14 protein-coding genes and 1 tRNA gene are annotated in these 17,400 nt (G+C 72.2%); 10 read left to right on the plus strand and 5 right to left on the minus strand.

The genetic code is table 11. The features are described from left to right. Positions 1-204: 204 nt before the first annotated feature. A complete protein-coding gene (locus WAB14_RS10660) occupies positions 205-2,763 on the plus strand; it encodes a GH32 C-terminal domain-containing protein (RefSeq protein ID WP_340269671.1) in 2,559 nt (852 codons plus the stop codon). A 27-nt stretch (positions 2,764-2,790) separates the two neighbouring features. Here WAB14_RS10660 and WAB14_RS10665 read toward each other — a convergent pair whose 3' ends face one another. Beyond that, positions 2,791-3,876 carry a LacI family DNA-binding transcriptional regulator gene (locus tag WAB14_RS10665; RefSeq protein ID WP_340269673.1) on the minus strand — a complete coding sequence of 362 codons (1,086 nt, stop codon included), beginning with the start codon at positions 3,874-3,876 and terminating at the stop codon, positions 2,791-2,793. Between the two features lie 194 nt (positions 3,877-4,070). Between WAB14_RS10665 and WAB14_RS10670 the strand changes: the two genes are divergently transcribed. The 3 genes from WAB14_RS10670 to WAB14_RS10680 all read left to right on the plus strand — a co-directional run bounded on the left by WAB14_RS10670 (position 4,071) and on the right by WAB14_RS10680 (position 7,101). Further along, entirely contained in the window at positions 4,071-5,147 is a 1,077-nt protein-coding gene (locus WAB14_RS10670; protein ID WP_340269674.1) for a sugar ABC transporter substrate-binding protein, read from the plus strand. Positions 5,148-5,233: 86 nt separating this feature from the next. Then, entirely contained in the window at positions 5,234-6,262 is a 1,029-nt protein-coding gene (locus tag WAB14_RS10675) for an ABC transporter permease (protein WP_340269675.1), read from the plus strand. Then, positions 6,259-7,101, plus strand: coding sequence for an ATP-binding cassette domain-containing protein (locus tag WAB14_RS10680; protein ID WP_340269676.1), 843 nt, complete (start codon positions 6,259-6,261; stop codon positions 7,099-7,101). Before WAB14_RS10675 ends, WAB14_RS10680 begins: the two co-directional genes overlap by 4 nt. Positions 7,102-7,153: 52 nt before the next feature. On the opposite strand, the gene WAB14_RS10685 is transcribed toward WAB14_RS10680, so the two are convergent. Beyond that, positions 7,154-8,494, minus strand: coding sequence for a glycoside hydrolase family 68 protein (locus tag WAB14_RS10685; RefSeq protein WP_340269677.1), 1,341 nt, complete (start codon positions 8,492-8,494; stop codon positions 7,154-7,156). Between the two features lie 235 nt (positions 8,495-8,729). On the opposite strand from WAB14_RS10685, the gene WAB14_RS10690 reads away from it, so the two are divergent. The 3 genes from WAB14_RS10690 to WAB14_RS10700 are packed head-to-tail and all read left to right on the plus strand — an operon-like array spanning position 8,730 to position 11,464. Beyond that, complete coding sequence (locus WAB14_RS10690) at positions 8,730-8,861, plus strand: hypothetical protein (protein ID WP_340269678.1); 132 nt, start codon at positions 8,730-8,732, stop codon at positions 8,859-8,861. 55 nt (positions 8,862-8,916) lie between these two features. Next, complete coding sequence (locus WAB14_RS10695; RefSeq protein WP_340269679.1) at positions 8,917-10,908, plus strand: putative bifunctional diguanylate cyclase/phosphodiesterase; 1,992 nt, start codon at positions 8,917-8,919, stop codon at positions 10,906-10,908. Between the two features lies 1 nt (position 10,909). Continuing rightward, complete coding sequence (locus WAB14_RS10700) at positions 10,910-11,464, plus strand: DUF5317 domain-containing protein (protein WP_340269680.1); 555 nt, start codon at positions 10,910-10,912, stop codon at positions 11,462-11,464. On the opposite strand, the gene WAB14_RS10705 is transcribed toward WAB14_RS10700, so the two are convergent. Genes WAB14_RS10705 through WAB14_RS10715 form a run of 3 tightly spaced genes read right to left on the minus strand, consistent with a single transcriptional unit; the run spans position 11,458 to position 15,565 of the window. Beyond that, a complete protein-coding gene (locus tag WAB14_RS10705; RefSeq protein WP_340269681.1) occupies positions 11,458-13,071 on the minus strand; it encodes an LLM class flavin-dependent oxidoreductase in 1,614 nt (537 codons plus the stop codon). The genes WAB14_RS10700 and WAB14_RS10705 overlap by 7 nt on opposite strands. Before the next feature lie 60 nt (positions 13,072-13,131). Further along, positions 13,132-14,421 (minus strand): fatty acid desaturase family protein, encoded by a 1,290-nt coding sequence (locus WAB14_RS10710; RefSeq protein WP_340269682.1) that lies wholly within the window; start codon positions 14,419-14,421, stop codon positions 13,132-13,134. A gap of 28 nt (positions 14,422-14,449) precedes the next feature. Further along, positions 14,450-15,565 (minus strand): ferredoxin reductase, encoded by a 1,116-nt coding sequence (locus WAB14_RS10715; RefSeq protein ID WP_340269683.1) that lies wholly within the window; start codon positions 15,563-15,565, stop codon positions 14,450-14,452. A gap of 138 nt (positions 15,566-15,703) precedes the next feature. Here WAB14_RS10715 and WAB14_RS10720 point away from each other — a divergent pair, with 138 nt between their 5' ends. The 3 genes from WAB14_RS10720 to WAB14_RS10730 all read left to right on the plus strand — a co-directional run bounded on the left by WAB14_RS10720 (position 15,704) and on the right by WAB14_RS10730 (position 17,371). Next, a complete protein-coding gene (locus WAB14_RS10720; RefSeq protein WP_340269684.1) occupies positions 15,704-16,255 on the plus strand; it encodes a dihydrofolate reductase family protein in 552 nt (183 codons plus the stop codon). A 24-nt stretch (positions 16,256-16,279) separates the two neighbouring features. After that, positions 16,280-16,372, plus strand: a tRNA-Ser gene (locus tag WAB14_RS10725). 633 nt (positions 16,373-17,005) lie between these two features. After that, positions 17,006-17,371, plus strand: coding sequence for a hypothetical protein (locus tag WAB14_RS10730; RefSeq protein ID WP_340269685.1), 366 nt, complete (start codon positions 17,006-17,008; stop codon positions 17,369-17,371). Positions 17,372-17,400: the final 29 nt, after the last annotated feature.

Genomic DNA, 17,400 nt, shown 5'->3' on the forward strand with positions numbered 1-17,400 from the left:
TCCGCCCTCGGAGGCAAGCCACCGGTCACCCGACTGACCAACCTCCCTGGGCATCACAGCTAGTCGGTCGCCCTGCCGTGTGGCGGGGACGATGTGCGCAATCTGGACGCTCGTGGAGGTCCCTGGTTAGGGTCGCCGGGACAGACATCGTTGTCTGCCGGGGGACCCGACCCCGTGCAGCGCCTCGACGAGGAGGACACCCCCGTGCGGACCACCCGCGTGACCGCGGCGCTCGTCGCCGTCGCCGCCGTGCTCGTCACGGCCCCCGCGACCGCCCGCCCGCCCACGACGCCTGGTGCCACGGGGAGCGGCGCCAGCACCGACCACGAGCTGTTCCGGCCCGCGTACCACTTCTCGCCGCGGGAGAACTGGCTCAACGACCCCAACGGTCTGGTCCACAAGGACGGTGAGTACCACCTGTTCTTCCAGTACAACCCGGAGGGTGACCGCTGGGGGAACATGTCGTGGGGACACGCGGTGAGCCGGGACCTCACCAGCTGGCAGGAGCTGCCCGTCGCGCTCGAGGGCTCGCCCCAGGAGCGCATCTTCTCGGGGGGCGTGGTCGTCGACCACGCCAACACCTCGGGCTTCGGTGAGCCCGGCAACCCCGCGATGGTCGCCGTCTACACCAGCTGGTACGAGGACAGCACGCGCCACCAGGCGCAGTCCCTCGCCTACAGCCTCGACGACGGGCGCACCTGGACGCGCTACGCGGGCAACCCCGTGCTGCGGGCCGAGCCTGACGGCTTCGACCCGTACGAGTTCCGCGACCCCAAGGTGTTCTGGTACGAGCCGGAGCAGAAGTGGGTGATGTCGCTGGCTCTGTCGAGCGCGCGCCGCATCGCCTTCTACGAGTCCCGCGACCTCAAGGACTGGGAGCTCATGAGCACGTTCGGCCCGGCGGGCGCGACCGGTGGGGTGTGGGAGGTCCCCGACCTGTTCGAGCTGCCGGTCGACGGGGACCCGACGCGGACGCGCTGGGTGCTCGTCGTCAACCTCAACCCCGGGTCGATCGCCGGCGGCTCGGGTGCGCAGTACTTCGTCGGGGACTTCGACGGCACGACCTTCACCAGCGACGACGACGGCAGCTACGAGCCGCCGCCGGGCCGTGTGGTCGCCGACTTCGAGGACGCGACCTACGGGGCGGGCTGGACGACGACCGGCACGGCGTTCGGCGACGGCCCGGCCGCGGGCACGCTCCCGGGACAGCAGAAGGTGAGCGGCTTCCGCGGCGACGGGCTCGTCAACAGCTTCCTCGGCGGTGACGCCCCGACCGGGACCCTCACCTCGCCTCCGTTCGTCCTGGACCGCGACTGGGTCAACCTGCTGGTGGGCGGCGGGGCGCACTCGCGGCTCCCCGGTACCGGCGACGGGACGCCACCAGCGGGCACGGTCCTGGCGGACTTCGAGGGCGGGTGGGACGGCTGGACCGTCACGGGGACGGCCTTCGGGCCGGAGCCCGTGGCGGGCGACGCGCGCTGCCAGGTGGGGGTCACGGGATACCTCGGTGAGCGTCTCGCGAACTCCTACGACCACTACCTCGCCGACCCCTGCTCCCCGCCCCCCGACTCCGCGACCGGGACCGCGACGTCGCCGCCCTTCACGGTGACCGACGACCACATCAGCCTGCTCGTGGGCGGCGGGCCGCACGCGGGCACGGCGGTGCAGCTCCTCGTCGACGGGCAGCCCGTGCGGAGCGCGTCCGGTCGGGAGAGCGGTGTCCTCGACTGGGACTCCTGGGACGTCTCGGACCTGCGGGGCCGCGAGGCGCGCCTCCGGCTCGTCGACACGGTCTCCGGGGGCTGGGGACACGTGCTCGTCGACCACGTCGTCATGGGCCCGGAACCCGCGTCCCCGCGCTCGCGGGAGACCGCGGTCCACCTCGTGGTCGACGGCGAGGTCGTCCGTTCCGCCACGGGACAGGACAGCGAGACGCTGGACTGGGTGGCGTGGGACGTCCGCGACCTGCGGGGCCGTACCGCGCGGCTGGAGGTCGTCGACCGCAGCAGCGAGGGCTGGGGTCACGTGAACGTCGACCACGTGGTGCTGGCGGACGCGCCGGCCCGGTCGGCGCTGGAGCGAGCCCGCTGGCTGGACCACGGCCGGGACTACTACGCGGCCGTCTCGTGGGAGGACCAGCCCGACGGGGCCCGGTGGACCATCGCGTGGATGAGCAACTGGCAGTACGCCCAGGACGTGCCCACGAGCCCCTGGCGCGGCCAGATGACCGTGCCGCGCGAGCTCACCCTCACCGAGATCGACGGCGAGGTCGTGCTCCGGCAGGTCCCGGTCGCGTCCGCCGTCCGGACGGAGGCGCCCTCGAGCCGCGCGCTCGACGTGGAGGTCGACGACGGACGCCGCACCCTGCCCGTGCGGACCGGCGACAGCGCCCGCGTCGACCTCGTGCTCCACCCGGACGACTCGGACCGTTCCGGCGTCGAGCTGAGGGCGGGTAAGGGTGTCGGCACCTTCGTCGGCTACGACTCTCGCACGGACGAGCTCGTCGTCGACCGCCGCCGCTCGGGCCTCGTCGGCTTCCACCCCGCCTTCGCCAGCGAGGAGCGGGCACGCCTGCCGCTCGGCCCCGACGGGTCGGTGCGCCTCACCGTGTACCTCGACCGTTCGTCCGTGGAGGTGGTGGCCGACGACGGGCTCGTGCTCGTGACCGACCTCGTCTTCCCGCCGGCGGGCAGCGACCGGGTCCGCGTCGTCGCGGAGGGCGGCACGGCCAGGGTGACCGGCCTGCGGGTCACGCCGATGTGAGGCTGCGAGGTCCCGCCGGGGCCGGCGTCAGCGCCCGGGCGGGATCTCGCCGCTGCCGCGTCGGAGCAGGGTCGTGGGCACCCACAGCGTGCGCGGCGGCTCCTGGAGCCCGTCGATGCGGGCGAAGAGCGCGGTGGCAGCCTGGTGGCCCATGCTCCCCGGGTCCTGGGCGACGACGGTGACCCCGGGCTCCAGCAGGTCGGCGAAGAGGAAGTCGTCGAAGCCCACCATCGCGACCTCGCGCTGCCGGCCGAGGTGGTGGAGAGCACTGAGGGCGCCCGCGGTCACCCGGTGCTGGGCGCAGAACAGGGCGGTCGGCCGACGTTCCGGGGGCAGGTCCCCGGCCAGCAGCCGCAGCGTGGCGGCCTCGGCGGCGGCCCGGGTGTGGAGGTCCTCCACGACGAGGGCGGCATCGGGCTCGACGCCGGCCTCGGTGAGCGCACGGTGGTATCCGGCCACGCGTTCCCGCGCCGTCGAGATCCTTCCGAGGTCGCCGAGGTACGCCACGCGCCGGTGGCCGTGCTCGAGGAGGTGGCGGACCGCCACGGCGGCCCCCACCTCGTTCGTCGACACCACCTGGTCGACCGGCAGCCCGGGGGTCGCCCGGTCGACGACCACGACGGGCAGCCCGGTGCGGAGCTCCTCCTCGAGCTGGGCCATGGCCCTGCCGGACGGCGCCACGACGAGGCCGTCGACCCTGCGGTCGACGAAGGCCCGCGCGACCTCGGCCTCGCGCGCTCCGTCCTCGTCGGCGCTGCCCGCCAGCACGACGGTCCCCTGCTCGCTCGCGACCTTCTCCACGGCCCGCAGCAGCGCACCTGCGAAGCCGTTCGCGACGTCGTCGACGACGACGCCGATGGCGGAGGAGCGGCCGTCGGCCCGACGCAGGGCGCTGGCCCCGGCGTCCGGGCGGTAGCCCAGCGCCTGGACAGCGGCCTCCACGCGCGCCGCCATGGCCGGGGAGACGCCGCTCTCGCGGTTGACGACGCGCGAGACCGTCTTGATCCCCACACCGGCGAGCTGCGCGACGTCACGCATGGTGGCGCGCCCCCGCGCACGGCGGCTGACGGGGGTCCGCACGGACAGGTCGGACCGATCTGTCCCCGTCGCCATGCTCGACATGGTGCCGTGTGACAACGATGTCGTCCAGAGCGACCCTGGTCGTGCGACGTATGTCCATTCTGTCCCCGCTGCATCACGGTTTGGTCTCACTGGTTGACACACCGCGAGGGGCGTCCGCTAGCGTCTGGCTGACAACGTTGTCGCATCGAGGCGACAGCGGACCCGAGGTCCGAAGGAGGACTTTGATGACCCGCAGGACCACATCGATGGCGATCCTCGCCGCCGCCTCGCTCGTCGCGCTCGCCGCATGCGGCGACTCCGGTGCCGAGGCCGGGGGCGACGCGTCCGGGGCCGCCGGCGGTGGCAGCAGCGACGAGGTGCTCGTCGGCCTCGTCACCAAGACCGACACCAACCCCTTCTTCGTCAAGATGAAGGAGGGTGCCGAGGCGAAGGCGGACGAGCTCGGGCTCGAGCTGCAGTCCTTCGCCGGTACGCAGGACGGCGACAACCAGAGTCAGGTCGAGGCGATCGAGAACCTCATCTCCGCGGGCGCGAGCGGCATCCTGCTCACGCCCAGCGACTCGAAGGCCATCGTCCCGAGCGTCCAGGCCGCCCGGGACGCGGGCCTGCTCGTCATCGCCCTCGACACCCAGCTCGAGCCGGCGGACGCCGCCGACGCCACGTTCGCGACCGACAACTTCAAGGCCGGTGAGCTCATCGGGCAGTGGGCGGCCGCGAAGTTCGAGGAGACGGGCGAGGAGGCGAAGATCGCCATGCTCGACCTCAACGCCAACGGCGTGAGCGTCGACGTCGCCCGTGACCAGGGCTTCCTTCAGGGCTTCGGCATCGACGTCGCCGACCCCGCCGTCATCGGCGACGAGAGCGACCCGCGGATCGTCGGTCACGACTTCACCGACGGCGCCCCCGAGGGCGGGCGGACCGCGATGGAGAACCTCCTCCAGAAGGACCCGGGCATCAACCTCGTCTACACGATCAACGAGCCGGCGGCCGCGGGCGCGTACGAGGCGATCAAGGCCGCCGGCCTCGAGGACCAGGTGACGATCGTGTCGATCGACGGGGGCTGCCCGGGCGTCGAGGACGTGCAGTCGGGGATCATCGGGGCCACCTCGATGCAGTTCCCGCTCGAGATGGCCTCCCTGGGCGTCGAGGCGGTCGCCCAGTACGCGGAGGACGGCACGGTGCCGGAGCCGACGGACGGTCTCGACTTCTTCGACACCGGCGTCACGCTCATCACCGACGAGCCCGTCGAGGGCGTCGAGTCCGAGGACACCGCCTGGGGTCTCGACAACTGCTGGGGCTGACCCGCACCTGACCGTCTCCGACCCGGGGGTCGACGAACCCCCGGGTCGGGGGCACCATCTGCGCCACCTCGACGGAGAGGACCCTCATGACGACAACCGCCCCCACCGCGGCGTCCAGCCCGCCCGACCTCCCCGAGCCCAAGCGACCGTGGAGCCACAAGGTCCGGGAGGCGCTGCACTCCTACCCGGTCCTCGGGCCCGCCGCCGTCCTGCTGCTCTCGGTCATCATCTTCTCGGTCGCCAGCGACCGATTCCTCGACCCCACGAACATCTCGCTGATCATCCAGCAGGTCGCCGTCGTCGGTGTCCTCGCGCTCGGGCAGACGCTCATCATCCTCACCGCCGGCATCGACCTGTCCGTCGGTGCAATCATGGTGCTGTCGTCGATCGTCATGGCGAAGCTCTCGGCCGAGGCCGGGTTACCGGGACCCATGGCCCTGCTCGCCGGCTTCGCCGTCGGGCTGCTGTGCGGGCTCGTCAACGGGTTCCTCGTCACGAGGCTCAAGCTGCCGCCCTTCATCGTGACGCTCGGCACCCTCAACATCTTCTTCGCCCTCAACCTCTTCATCTCGGAGTCGGCGACCGTCCGCGGCACCGACATGTCGCCGTGGCTCCTCGTCATGGGCAACACGTTCAACGTCCTCGGCACGAACTTCACGGTCGGCTCGGTCGTCCTCATCCTCACGTGCGCTGCCCTCGCCTACGCGCTGCGGCAGACGGGCTGGGGCCGGCACGTGTACGCGATCGGTGACGACCGCGAGGCCGCGCGCCTGTCGGGCATCCGCGTCAACAAGATGCTGCTGTCGGTCTACGCCGTCGCCGGGCTCGTCTACGGGCTCGCGGCGTGGGTCCTCATCGGGCGCATCGCCGCGGCCAGCCCCCAGGCCGGTATCGACGACAACCTCAACTCCATCACCGCCGTCGTGCTCGGCGGCACCAGCCTCTTCGGCGGTCGCGGCGCCATCGTCGGCACCCTCGTCGGTGCCCTCATCGTCGGGGTGTTCCGCAACGGACTCACCCTCGTCGGCATCGAGTCGCTGTGGCAGAACTTCGCCGTCGGGGTGCTCGTCATCGTCGCCGTCTCCATCGACCAGTGGATCAGGAAGCCCGCATGAGCACAGCCACCAGCGAGACCGCCCACGTCTACGACCACCACCCGCACAGGGCGCCCGACGACAAGGCCCCCGAGGTGCTCGGGGCGTCGGGCCTCGTCAAGCGCTACGGCCGGGTCACTGCGGTCGACCACGCCGAGTTCTCCCTCCGCCAGGGGGAGATCCTCGCGGTCATCGGCGACAACGGCGCCGGCAAGTCGAGCCTCATCAAGTGCCTCTCCGGTGCCGTCGTGCCCGACGAGGGCGAGATCCGGCTCGACGGAAAGAAGGTCCACTTCGAGAACCCCCTCGAGGCGCGGGCCGCCGGCATCGAGACCGTCCACCAGACGCTGGCGGTCTCCCCGTCGCTCGACATCGCGAGCAACCTGTTCCTCGGTCGCGAGCGGCGCAGGGGCGGCTTCCTCGGGCGGGTCTTCCGTCAGCTCGACCACAAGGGCATGCGGGCCGACGCCGCCCGGCACCTCGACGACCTCGGCGTGCTGACTGTCCAGAACATGGGCCAGGCGGTGGAGACGCTGTCCGGCGGACAGCGTCAGGCGGTCGCCGTCGCGCGTGCGGCAGCCTTCGGCAGCCGGGTCGTCATCATGGACGAGCCGACCGCGGCGCTCGGGGTCAAGGAGTCGAACCGCGTGCTGAAGCTCATCGAGGACGTCCGGGACAAGGGCATGCCCGTGGTGCTCATCAGCCACAACATGCCGCACGTGTTCCAGATCGCCGACCGCATCCACATCCACCGGCTGGGGAAGCGGGCGTGCGTCGTGACCCCGCAGAGCCACTCGATGCAGGACACCGTCGCGATCATGACGGGGGCCCTCGAGCCGCCGGAGCACGACGCGTCGTGACGCCCGGTGCCGGGCGGCGCGCGAGGTGACCGCGCGCCGCCCGGCGCCCGCGTCAGCGGATGAAGGGGGTGTCGAACACCTTCACCAGCTTCGTGCGGGCCTGCCCCTGGATGGCGATCTTCGCGGTGCCGCCGAGGGAGCCGATGTACTCGCCCTCGACGTTGTCGAGGAAGGACTCGACGAAGCCGCCGGGCATGACGTACCAGGAGTACGACTGCGTGTTGTTCTCCGGCGGGTTCGACAGCACGAGCCCGCTGCCGTTGAGCGGCTCGTAGTCGCTGCGCAGCGACGGGCCGACGAAGCCGACCAGAGCGTCGGACCCGGTGTCCTGCAGGGCGGGCGCGAATGTGAACTTGTGGGTGATGGTCCACAGGTAGACGTCGCCACCGCGGAACGTCGCGTGCGGCCGCTCCAGCTGCTGGTTCACGCAGTTCGCCGACATGATCGGGGGCAGGAGCTCGAACTCCGTCATGCTCCCGCCCTCGGAGGCAGCGAGGCCGATGTTGCCGTTGTAGAAGCCGGCCCCCTCCTCCAGTGGCGGGTAGGGACCGGGCCCCAGGTCGTCCTCGTCGCACTCGGCGCGCGCCCCGGGCGTGTTGCCCTCGAAGAGCATGTAGATCTCGCCGTCGTCGGGGTTGCGGAAGACCCACGGGTCGCGGAAGCCGTAGATGATCGGGCTGCCGGCGGACTGCTCGAGGCTCTGGTACAGCTCCCCGTCGGCAGCCGCGATGATCTCGTGATCGGTCCAGTCCGTGAACTCCACACCGTCGGGACCGGCGACGATGCGGGCGCTCGCGACGGCCAGGCGCTGGCGGAAGTACTCGAGGTCGCCGTCGGCCGCGCCCTCCGTGCCCGAGGCGGTGTAGTAGTGGTAGACGCGGTCGCCGACGATGACCGACGACCCCGCCCACTCCCGCTGCCCCGGCGGGTCGACGTCCTCGGGGAACAGGTCGCCCTGGTACTGCCAGTCCCGCCCGTCGCGGGAGATGAAGTAACCGATCTCCGCCGTCCAGTGCCGCTCGACGAAGTCGAGGTCCTTGTCGGCGGTGAGGGAGAACGCGATCTTCCAGCCCCGGACGTTCTCCGTCCGGGTGTCGAGCCCCGTGAGGGGCCACGTGTCCCACACCCAGACCTCGTCGCTCATGGGCTCGACGGGCGACTCCTCGAGCAGGGGGAGGGTGTTGCTGTCGTCCAGCTCCCAGGTGGCGGCGGCGGTCCGCGTCCACGTGTCGGTGAAGTCCCCGTCGACCGGGTAGGAGTCCTCGGCGGCCGGGGGGCCGCCGCCACGGCCCTTGGCGTGGTCGGGCGGAGCCGCCCACGCGGTCGCAGTGGTGCTCGCAGCCAGCGCCGCACCGGTCAGCACCGCCATGGCGGTCGTCGGTCGTCGGGTCATGGTGTCCTCGCTCGGTCGGGGTGGGTGCTCGGCCGCCGGTCGACGGCCGACGTCACTCCCCTACCCGGGATCGTGTGACCGAATAGGACGACAATCGTCTGTTTTGTCCTGGCGCTCCGCTGTCGTTGGGTGACAACCTGCTCCCGAGCGCTCAACAGCAGTGCCATGCTGGCCGAAGGGAGAGGTGAGGTCGCGACGCGGCCCGGCCCACTCACTGCGACGACCAGGTCGCTCGATGCTCCCGGAGGACCCCATGAAGAAGCTCCACATCTCCAAGGACGAGGCCTACGTTCGCCTGGCCGCCGCCACCGGCACGATCCTCACGATCGTCGCCGTCGTCGGCGCCCCCAAGAAGTTCGGCGGCTGACAGCCCGCTCCGGGCCGGAGGCAGCCTGCCGACGACCACGAGCACCCGCCTGACGGTGCTCTCCACGGTGACCGCGGTCCTCGGGACCGCGGTCGCCGTGCTGTCCGTGGCGGCGCAGGACTGGTCGCCCCTCGGCGAGCACCCCGTCGGCTTCCTCCTCCTCGCGGCGCTCGTCCTCGCGGGGGAGACCCGGCCGATCGCGGTCTCCCGGGGCGACGACGTCGACTACGTCACCCTGTCGCTGCCGTTCCTCCTGCCGATCCTCGCGGTGGGCGGCCTCGGCCTCGCGGTCCTCACGCTGCTCGCCGCCTCGCTGCTCGACGACGCCCTGTCCCGCCGGGGGGTCAGGACCGTCGCCTTCAACGCCGGCCAGTACGTGCTGTCGCTCGCCGCCGCGTGGGTGGCGTTCGCTCTCCTGGCAGGGATCCCGCTCGGTGGGGGGCCGGTCGAGATGCGCGCCGGACTGGTGCTGCCGCTGCTCGCGTCCGGGGTCGTCTTCGTCGTCGTCAACCAGTGCCTCGTCGCCGCCGCCGTGGCCGTCACGACCGAGCAGCCGTTCAGCCGTGCTGTCGTCCAGGACCTGCGCTTCACCGTCACCGTGCAGGTCATGCTCGTCGCCGTCGCGCCGTTGGCGGCGATCGGCCTGCAGGCCGGGAGCGTCTTCATCGCGCTGCTCGCCGTTCCCGTCGTCGTGCTCCACCGCATCGCGGCGGAGGTGACGCGGCGCGAGCAGGAGGCGCTGCACGACGGGCTCACCGGGCTGGGCAACCGCGAGCTCCTCCGCGGCCGTCTGCAACGGGGCCTCCACCACGCCGAGGAGGCGGGCGGCGGGGGACCGGGTCTCGTGCTCCTCGACCTCGACCACTTCAAGGACGTCAACGACACCCTCGGGCACCCGGTCGGCGACGAGCTGCTGCGCCAGGTCGCGAAGCGGCTCGTCGCGACCGTCGGCGACAGCGGGATGGTCGCGCGACTCGGGGGCGACGAGTTCGCCGTCGTCGTGCCCGGCCCCATCGACGAGGCGGAGCAGGTGGCGCGCACCCTGCTCGACGCCTTCGACGAGGCCGTCCTCGTCGGCGACCTGCGCCTGCTGGTGCGCGCCAGCGCCGGGATCGCGGCCGCCCCGCAGCACGGGACGAGCCCCTCGGAGCTCATGAAGAACGCCGACGTCGCGCTCTACGACGCCAAGGGGGAGCGCGGGCGCTGGGCGACGTACTCGCCGGACCACGACGTCAACTCCGTCGACCGGCTCCAGCTCATCGACGACCTCCGCACCGCGCTCGACGCCGACGCGCTCGGCGTCGCCTTCCAGCCGCAGGTGCGGGTCGCGGACGGACGCACCGTCGGGGTCGAGGCGCTCGTGCGCTGGCGGCACCCCGCCCGCGGCGACGTCCCCCCCGACGTCTTCGTCCCGCTCGCCGAGAACGCCGGCATGATCCCGCGGCTCACGGCCTTCGTCCTCGACGTCGCCCTCGCGGAGCTGGCCCGCTGGGCCGCCGACGGCCACGAGGTGCGGCTCGCCGTCAACGTCGCCGCCCGGCAGCTGTCCGACCTCGCCCTCCCGCCGCTCGTCGCCGACACGCTCAAGCGGCACGGCGTACCGGCCGAGAACCTCGTCATCGAGGTGACGGAGACGGGCATCCTGTCCGACCCCGTTCGCGTCGACGTCGTCGTCCGTGAGCTGCGCCGTCTCGGCGTCGGGATCGCGGTCGACGACTACGGCACCGGCAACGCCTCGCTCAGCTACCTGAAACGGCTCGACGTCGACGAGCTGAAGATCGACAAGACGTTCGTCGTCGACATGGCCCGACGCCCGGAGGACTTCATCATCGTGCGATCGACCGTCAGCATGGCGCGTGAGCTCGGTCTCCGGGTGGTGGCCGAGGGCGTCGAGGACGCCGCCACGAGCGACGCGCTGTCCGCCGTCGGCTGCGACACCGTCCAGGGCTTCTTCCACGGCCGGCCGGCGCCGGGTCCGCAGGTCCTCGAGCGGCTCCGCGCCGAGGCCGACGCCGCCCGCGCCGGCGGCTCGGCGGAGGTGCACTGACGTGCTCGTCGTCGTCGTCGCGCTCCTCGCGCTCCTGTCGCCCCTCGTGGCGCGTCGCATGCCGGCGCTCGTCGACCGCCGCTGGCGCTGGCCGTGGCTCGCCTTCGTCGCGCTCGCCCTGCAGGTCGTCGTCATCGAGCTGCCCGTCGGCCCCGTCGCCCCGGTCGGGCACGTCCTCACGTACGTCATCGCCGGGGTGTTCCTCTGGGCGAACCGCCGGGTCGCGGGCCTGTGGGTGATCTCGCTCGGCGCCGCCCTCAACGGCGGGACCATCGCGCTCAACGGCGGGGTGCTGCCCGCCTCGCCCGCGGCGGAGCGCGCTGCGGGCTTCGACCCGGACGTCGAGTTCCTCAACTCCGGGCACGTCGAGGACCCCGTGCTGTGGTTCCTCGGCGACGTCTTCGCGTGGCCCGCGCCGCTGCCGCTCGCCAACACCTTCAGCGTCGGCGACATCCTCCTGGTCGTCGGGGTCGGGGTGCTCGCGTGGCTCGGCAGCCGGCGGCTCGGGTCCGGCGTCACCGTGCCGGGCACCGAACCGGTCGCCGGCGCTCAGTAGAAGCCGAGCCGCGCGAGCGGCTCCACGAGCTCCCGCTCCTCGTACGCCAGGTGGGACAGGAGCGCGTCGGTGAGCAGGTCGACCGCCTGCTGCAGCGTCTGCGGCCCGTCGGGGTCGCCGACGAACGCGACGAGGGCGCGGTCGACCCGCTCGAGGACGTCGTGGATCGCGTGGTGCTCGACCTCGAGCCGGTCGATCACGGGCGCCAGCGCCGGGTCGGCGCCCCGCAGGTGGGGGAAGACGCTCTCGTCCTCCAGCGTGTGGTGCCCGGTGACGACGCGGCAGTACTGCACGCAGTAGGCGCCGACGGTCCAGCGGTTCTGCCGGATCGTCATCGTCGCCACGTGGGAGCGTGCCGCTCCCGGGTCGACGGCGCCGCTCGCGACCTGCTCCACGAGGTCGCGGAGCCGGGCTAGCTCGGTGCGCAGGTGGTCGTGGACGTCGACGAGGTGCTGCCCCGCCGCGCGCTCGTGCGCGGTGTACGTGCGGTCCGGGTCGGGCGGCGAGGCGCTCGGGCGGTCGGCCTCGTCCCACACCCGCTCGGTGCTCAGCCGCGTGCCGTCATCGGCGGTCGGGGTGACGCCGAGACCGGGCGGCGGCCCGCCGGGCGCCTCGGTCGTCGGCACCGTCCCGCGGACCTCGGGCCGTGTGGTGGTGGCGAGCGGTCGTGACCCGCCGTCGTCGGTCGCGTCGTCGGTCGCGTCGGCCGTCCTGGTCCGGCGGCGCTCGGCGTCGACGAGCTCCCGGACCGCGGGCACGACCTCCGCCGCGAAGCGCCGCAGGTGGTCGGGGTCGTCGCCCATCGCGACGAAGCCGCTCATGCCGTCGGCGAGGGCGAGCTCGGCGAGCTGCTCGACCCACACCTCCGGCGGGCCCTGGAGGAAGTCGCCGCCCGTCCCGCGGCCGAAGGTCCCGCCGATGTTGTAGAGACGTCGGACGTCGGCCGGGTCGCGGCCCGCGGCGACGGCGGCCTCGTCGATGCGCTCGTTCATGGTCGCGAGCTGCTCCGGCGGCGCGTACGGGCTGCTCGGGAGCCAGCCGTCGGCGAGCCGGCCGACGAGGCGGAGCATGCGCGGCTTGTAGCCGCCGACCCAGACGCCGACGTCGTGGGCGGGAGCGGGACCGGGCCGGGCGCCGACGACCCGGTGGTGCGTGCCGTCGACCGTCACGGAGCGCGTCGAGGTGTCCCACAGCCCGCGGAGCACGGCGATGGCCTCCTCGAGCGCCGTCACGGCCTCACCCGGCGCGAGCCGGGGGCCGCCCATCGCCGCGATGCCGTCCCAGAACGCCCCCGTGCCGAGCCCGAGCTCGACGCGGCCGCCGGACAGCACGTCGAGCGTCGCGACCGACCTGGCGAGGACGGCCGGTGGCCGCAGCGGCAGGTTGAGGACGTTCGGCACGAGCGACACCCGGTCGGTGCGGGCCGCGAGCCACGTGAGCAGCGTCCACGTGTCGAGGAACTGCGACTGGTACGGGTGGTCCTGGACCGTCACGTAGTCGAGGCCGAGCTGCTCGCTGAGCGTCGCGAGCGCGAGCACGCGCTCCGGCTCGGCCGCGGTCGGCGTGAGGAAGAAGCCGAAGCGGAGGTCGTGGCCGTAGTCCGTCACGACGTGCGCAACGCGTGCACGGCGCCGCGCAATCCGCCGCGGCGGCGGGCGGGCGGCGGGTCAGGCGGCGGCTTCCCGCGGCGACCCGGCGCGGGTCCGGAGCGGCGTCGGGGCGACCGGCCGGCGGCGCCCGCGGACCGCGTCCACGCGACGTCGCACCGCACCGGACAGCTTCCGGCCCGCCGAGCGGCCGAGCATCGCGGCCGTCTGCGCGGCGCTCGTGTCGTTCGGCAGCGACAGCTTCCACACCTGCTTCCACGCGGAGGCGACCTGCTGCGGCAGCGTGCCGGTCGTGTACGACAGCCCGTAGCGCTCGAAGATCTCGCGGATCTGCGGGGCGATCTCGCCGTAGCGGTTGCTCGGCAGGTCGGGGAACAGGTGGTGCTCGATCTGGTGGGAGAGGTTGCCGGTCATGATGTGCATGGCCTTGGAGCCGCGGATGTTCGCGGAGCCGATCATCTGCCGCAGGTACCACTCGCCGCGGGTCTCGCCCTCGATGGAGTCGGTGGCGAACGTCTCGACGCCCTCGGGGAAGTGCCCGCACATGATCACCGAGTGCGACCACAGGTTGCGGACGAGGTTGGCGACCATGTTCGCCGTGAGGGTGTGGAGCACCGACGGCCCGCTCAGCAGCGGGTGGACGACGTAGTCCTTCGTCATCTGCTTGCGGATCTTCCGGAGGACCTTTGCGGCCTCGGCGCGGAACTCGGGGTCGTCGGTCGTCTTGTAGTGCAGGTGCTTGCCGAGCTCGAGGTCGTAGGCGGCGATGCCGTACTCGAAGAAGCACGCGTTGAGGAAGTTCCACAGCGGCTGCAGGACGTAGGACGGGTACCACTTCTGGTCCTCGTCGACCCGCATGATCCCGTAGCCGAGGTCGTTGTCGTGGCCGATGACGTTCGTGTACGTGTGGTGGAGCTCGTTGTGGCTCCGCTTCCACATCTCCGCCGGCGCGGCGTGGTCCCACTCCCACGTCGTGGAGTGGATCTTCGGGTCGCGCATCCAGTCCCACTGGCCGTGGAGGATGTTGTGCCCGATCTCCATGTTGTCGAGGATCTTCGCCACGCTGAGGCCGGCGGTGCCGACGACCCATGCGGGCGGGAACAGCGAGAACAGCAGGACGGCGCGGCTCCCGAGCTCCAGCGTGCGCTGCGTCCTGATGACGCGGTGGATGTAGGCGGCGTCGGCCTCGCCGCGGGAGTCGAGGACCGACTGCCGCAGCGCGTCGAGCTCCCGGCCGAGGGCCTCGACCTGCTCCGCGGACAGGTGCGCGGTCGGGTCGGGCTTACCGGACGGCTTCGGCGAGAACGGGCGGCGCTCGGTGGTCGCGGTGGTGAGGCGGGTGCTCGTCATGTGGGTCTCCTGGTGGGTCTCAGGTGGTTCAGAGGTCGATCTCGCACGGCCCGGCGGCCGCCGAGACGCAGGTCTGGATGCGGACGCCGTCCTCGGGGACGGCGGTGGTGAGCTCGCCGGAGCGCAGGTCGCGCACCGCGCCGGAGCGCAGCCCGGCGACGCAGCCGAAGCAGATGCCCATGCGGCAGCCGGACGGCATGAGGACACCGGCACCCTCGCCGGCGTCGAGCAGGGGAGTGGCTCCGTCGGCCTCGACGTCCGTGCCGCTGCGGGCGAAGGTGACGGTGCCGCCCTCGCCGGTGGCGACGACGGTGGCGCGGAAACGCTCGGTGTGGAGCCGGTCGGCGAGGCCGGCGTCGGCCCAGTGGGTCTCGGCGTCGTCGAGGAGCGCGGTGGGACCGCACGCCCAGGTGTGGCGGTCGCGCCAGTCGGGGACGACGTCGTCGAGGGCGCTTGGGTGGAGGATCCCGGCGCTCGCCGTGCGGCGCTCGACGAGCCGGAGCCGGCCCTCGGCGTGCCACGCGCGCAGCTGCGGCCCGAACACGACGTCGTCGCGGGTCGGGGCGGAGTGGACGACGACGACGTCGTCGAGCGCGTCGAGCCGGCTGCGGAGCATGCCCATGACGGGGGTGATGCCGGAGCCGGCGGTGAGGAACAGCGTCGGGCCGCGGTGCGCGCCGAGGACGAAGTCGCCGGTCGCCTGGTCGAGCTGGACGATCGTGCCGGGGCGGAGCCGGTCACGGACGTGCCGACTCACGACGCCGTCGGGGATGGCCTTGACGGTGACGGAGATGAGGCCGTCCGGGGCGGCGGGGACCGAGGTGAGGGAGTAGGCGCGCCAGCGGCGCACCCCGTCGACGTCGATGCCGAGCCGGACGTACTGGCCCGGGACGTGGCCCTGCCAGTCGCCGCCGGGCCGCAGCACGACGGTGGTGGCGTCGCGGGTCTCGCGCTCGAGGCGGACGACCTTGGCGCGCAGGTCGGCACCCTTGCGGAGCGGGGCGACGAGGTCTAGGTAGTCGGCGGGTACGAGGGGGGTGAGCGCCATGGCGGCGACGCGTCGGGCGGCGGTGCCGAGGGCGTCGAGGCGGGGACCGCGACGGGGCGTCGGCGGCGGCATCGGCGCGGTACGGAGGAGTGCCATCACGAACGACTGTAACCTACGCTTCCGTAAGTTACGACTCCGTAGGTATGCATCGTCCGATGAGTTGCCGGACGCCACCCGGTCGGAGGAAGGGCGGGCAGACTGCTCGCGGGATCCCGACCTCGAGGAGCGACCCCCATGGCGATCAAGGTCCACGAGTTCACGACGGTCGACGGCTGTGTCGGCACGCCGATGTGGACAGCGACTTTCCCCTTCACCGACGGCATGGAGCGGGCGCTCGGCGCCGTGACAGGCACGTGCGGGGCGATCCTGCTCGGGCGGCGGACGTACGAGATGTTCGCGCCGGCGTGGTCCGTGAGGACGGTCGAGGACGACCCGGGGGCGCCGTTCTTCAACGACACCCCGAAGCACGTCGTGTCGTCCACGCTGCAGGACCCGTCGTGGGGTCCGGTGTTCGTGCTCGGCGGCTACGAGGCCGATCGGATCGCGGCGCTTCGGGACTCGACCGAGGGTGACGTGTACGTGAGCGGCAGCGTGCAGCTCGTGCGTGCGATGCTCGCCGACGGCCTCGTCGACGAGCTCCACCTCGTCCAGTACCCGGTTGCGCTCGGCGAGGGGCCGTACCTGTTCCCCGAGGGCGCGCCCCGGACGCCCATGGAGCTGCTCGGCGCCGAGGACTTCGGGAACGGGGTCGTGCACCTGCGCTACCGGCCGCTGCCGCCGGAGTAGGTCCTCCGGCACACTGGTGCCTCAGGAGGGCTGTCCGAGTGGCCGATGGAGACGGTCTTGAAAACCGTTGGGCGGGTACCCACTCCCGTCTCGTGGGTTCGAATCCCACGCCCTCCGCACCAGGGGTTTTGTGGGTCTGACCTGCAGCGATGCCGTTGTTCTGTGCGTCGCCGCCGCCCCGCTCGTGTCCGGCCGTGAGCGGCCGTCCGTGGCCGTATACGGCTGGCTGTGCCCCATGCGTGCCCCCGGAGGAGCAACCTTGCGACCCGTCGGTGCACCGTCGAAGAGGTGGGTACGGAGGGTGCGGGCGCGCCTCGCGTTGAGCGAGCGCGGATCGCCAGCTGCCCCGGTCAAGCGGTAGCAGTTCACGACGGTGAGTGGGCGCCAGGCGGGTCCGGTCGGGTGGTGAGCCGGCGAGAACCAGTCTTGGAAGCACTAGCCCGGCACCGTGGCGACATGCAGGTGACCGTGGGCACATCCGAACGTTGGGGTCGCAATGGGGATGCACCGATGCACCTGGTCGTGGACATCGCCAATCGACAAGTGCTGGCTTGCACCGGAGGAGCTGGTGCCCGCGTAGTCGGCGTTCCCTTCGACGCGGTCCTTGAGGAGCTGACCTGCGGTCCTTGCCGCGCATTCTGGAAGCGCACGATGAGGGTCGCCAACGCCTGACGGCCGCGGAGAGCGTCCACTCGACATCGCTACGCGGAACGCCGTCCGACTCGGCATGTCTGCCGGGAGACTTTTCATGTGTTCCCTCCGCCACGGCTCCTCTTCGACGGCGACCACGCGGTGTACGCCTTCGAGTCGCTGAGCCACGCCCAGCACGCGATCGCAGCCCACGACCTGCTGTACGACGTCAAGGGAACCTTCACGGCCACCGGAGGAGTCGTCGACGTCAGCGTCGACTCGCGCGGCCGGCTCGTCATCCTGGATACGGGGACAACCGACCAGCCTCGACTGCAACAGCTCCTCGAGGCGTCGGCCGCCAGGCGCGGGGCGGACTGGCCGACACACGATCCACGAGCCGTCACCAGCCTGCTGCTGGAAGAGCAGCCGTGGCCCCGGCGCCCCCGCTGGCTTGCGCGGCTCGTCCGGGGAAGCGACCACCGCTGATCGCCGCTTGACCGGGAGAACTCGCCGCC

It is taken from the genome of Aquipuribacter nitratireducens, from assembly GCF_037860835.1.
In the GTDB taxonomy this organism is placed as follows: Bacteria; Actinomycetota; Actinomycetes; order Actinomycetales; family JBBAYJ01; genus Aquipuribacter; species Aquipuribacter nitratireducens.

Excerpts from the sequence above, each read along its gene's own strand:
- WAB14_RS10665 (WP_340269673.1), bottom strand. The coding sequence starts at position 3,876 with ATGGCGACGGGGACAGATCGGTCCGACCTGTCCGTGCGGACCCCCGTC.
- WAB14_RS10670 (WP_340269674.1), top strand. The coding sequence starts at position 4,071 with ATGACCCGCAGGACCACATCGATGGCGATCCTCGCCGCCGCCTCGCTC.
- WAB14_RS10675 (WP_340269675.1), top strand. The coding sequence starts at position 5,234 with ATGACGACAACCGCCCCCACCGCGGCGTCCAGCCCGCCCGACCTCCCC.
- WAB14_RS10680 (WP_340269676.1), top strand. The coding sequence starts at position 6,259 with ATGAGCACAGCCACCAGCGAGACCGCCCACGTCTACGACCACCACCCG.
- WAB14_RS10685 (WP_340269677.1), bottom strand. The coding sequence starts at position 8,494 with ATGACCCGACGACCGACGACCGCCATGGCGGTGCTGACCGGTGCGGCG.
- WAB14_RS10690 (WP_340269678.1), top strand. The coding sequence starts at position 8,730 with ATGCTCCCGGAGGACCCCATGAAGAAGCTCCACATCTCCAAGGACGAG.
- WAB14_RS10710 (WP_340269682.1), bottom strand. The coding sequence starts at position 14,421 with ATGACGAGCACCCGCCTCACCACCGCGACCACCGAGCGCCGCCCGTTC.
- WAB14_RS10715 (WP_340269683.1), bottom strand. The coding sequence starts at position 15,565 with ATGGCACTCCTCCGTACCGCGCCGATGCCGCCGCCGACGCCCCGTCGC.
- WAB14_RS10720 (WP_340269684.1), top strand. The coding sequence starts at position 15,704 with ATGGCGATCAAGGTCCACGAGTTCACGACGGTCGACGGCTGTGTCGGC.